Genomic DNA, 2,217 nt, shown 5'->3' with positions numbered 1-2,217 from the left:
ATTCAGAAAAAACCGAACCATCGATACAAAGAGATGGAACATATCCAAAAGGATTTATATCTAGGTATGTTGTCGTTAGTTCGTCAGAGCTGATCTCAATTCTATCGTAATGTATACCCTTAAAATTGAGTACCCACTCCACCCTTTCAGAGCTATTCGAGCCTTTTGCGCCATACAGCGAAACTTCCATATATCCTCCCGAAAAGCATAACGCCCAATTAAGTGGTGAACAACGCACTGGCCAAGCCGCTGCATTGCACCGTAAAGCACTTTACCTGACGCATAGTAAAACTGCCACGCGTTGAGAATCCACTTGAATTGCTTGTTATGTGAATTTTACCGTGAATTCAAAGTAAACCACCGTAGAAATGAAGAGATTTTAATAAGTTACGTGCAAAAACGATGCTTACCAAAGCCTAAATTTCACAGCGATCTGAGCCGAAGAGTGCCACTTACAGAATCAATAACAAAGAAAGCGCCCTTTCAGCAACTGCTAATTTTTTTGCGTCACCAGATTTTCAGAGCTGAATGTCAGCAAGAGAGTCAGTCAAAAAGACATTTCAATTGAAGCGATTTGAAACTGACTAAACTCAACACAAACCAGATCCAGCACTCAATTAAGGCAACCCAAGAACCTTAAAAACGATCAATCTCAGGTTGTTCAAGAATCCATTTCGAGCAAGCCAACTTGCCGAAAACACGGAGCGAATTCTCGATGAAATCGTAGCTTTGACCTTAAAAACTCATCAAACACATAACGCCCAATTAAGTGGTGAACAACGCACTGACCAAGTCGCTGCATTGCACCGTAAAACACTTTACCTGACGCATAGTAAAACTGCCACGCGTTGAGAATCCACTTGAATTGATTGTTATGTGAATTTAGCTATGAATTCAAAGTAAACCACCGTAGAAATGAAGATATTTGAATAAATTACGTACAAAAACGATGCTTACCAAAACCTAAATTTCACAGCGATCTGAGCCAAAGAGAGCCACTTGCAGAATCCACAACAAAGAAAACACCCTTTCAGTAACCGCTAAATTTTTTGCTTCACCAGATTTTCAGAGCTGAGTGTCAGCAAATAAATCAGTCAAAAAGACATTTCAATTAAAGCGATTTGAAACCGACGAAACCCAAAACAAACCCGATCCAAAACTTAATTGAGGCAACCCAAGAACCTTAAAAACGATCAATATCAGGTTGTTCAAAGATCCATTTCGACCAAGCCAACTTGCCGAAAGAACGAAACGAATTATCAATGAAAACGTAGCTTGGACCTTAAAAACTCATCAAACACATAACGCCCAATTAAGGTGTGAGCAACGCTGCCACAATACCTAATCCATTGCACCGTAAACACAAAACTCAACCTTGAACTGAAAATGCCAAGCGTTGAGAATCACTCTTAAATGCTTTGTTATACGAACATTTCATCGTACACACTGATAGATCTTAATGCGCCACTTAAGTCATTTTTTCCATTAAACTCATGCCTAATGGCAATAACGTCACAACCACTAGATTTACCTGCGCTAATGCCTGCTGTTGAATCTTCGAACACTATTGTATGTTCAGGTGATACATCTAAATTTGCGAGTGCAAGATTATAAGCTTCAGGATCAGGTTTATGCTTGGTTACATGCTCTTGAGTAATAACAAGATCAAAAGCTGTTTCTAGCTGCAATGAAGTCAAAATATTTTCAACCATCCATGTTGCTGCCGAGCTAACAACACCACATTTTTTCCCTGCTTTTTTCAAGTGTTCAATATACGCTTTAGCTCCTGCATTCAACTCAAGTTCGTCGTTTAACATCAGTTCGTAGTGAGCTCGAAAATAACGATTAAACTCGTCTAGATCTGGTGAAATGCCCGCATGAGTAAAAAAATGACCCGTCACAACCTGCCAACTTTCACCCATAACGTCTTTATATATATTGTGATCAACTTGAGCACCGTAATCTGCACAAGCCAATGCTAGAGCTTTACCCTTTAATGGCTCTGAATTTACTAACGTTCCGTCCATATCGAACAGATAAACTTCATAATCTTTCAATTTACTCTCCATGTTAAATTTTGCGAGTTCGTATAACGCCCAATTAAGTGGTGAACAACGCACTGACCAAGCCGCTGCATTGCACCGTAAAACACTTTACCTGACGCATAGTAAAACTGCCACGCGTTGAGAATCCACTTGAATTGATTGTTATGTGAAT

General features: G+C 39.6%; 2 protein-coding genes. Both read right to left on the bottom strand.

What is annotated here, in order from left to right; all coding sequences use genetic code 11:
- On the bottom strand, positions 1-190 hold a 190-nt coding region (locus AACW06_RS19220; RefSeq protein ID WP_192076286.1), incomplete at its 3' end, for a glutathione S-transferase N-terminal domain-containing protein.
- Positions 191-1,421: 1,231 nt separating this feature from the next.
- Positions 1,422-2,069, bottom strand: a complete 648-nt coding sequence (locus AACW06_RS19215; protein WP_080608855.1) for an HAD family hydrolase — start codon at positions 2,067-2,069, stop codon at positions 1,422-1,424.
- Positions 2,070-2,217: the final 148 nt, after the last annotated feature.

Origin of the sequence: Vibrio sp. S12_S33 (assembly GCF_963889785.1) — a bacterium.
Lineage (GTDB): Bacteria > Pseudomonadota > Gammaproteobacteria > Enterobacterales > Vibrionaceae > Vibrio > Vibrio aestuarianus.
This window is presented reverse-complemented; position numbering and strand designations above follow the sequence as displayed.

What these genes read in the sequence shown, in the direction of transcription:
- AACW06_RS19215 (WP_080608855.1), bottom strand. Translation starts at nt 2,069, where the DNA reads ATGGAGAGTAAATTGAAAGATTATGAAGTTTATCTGTTCGATATGGAC.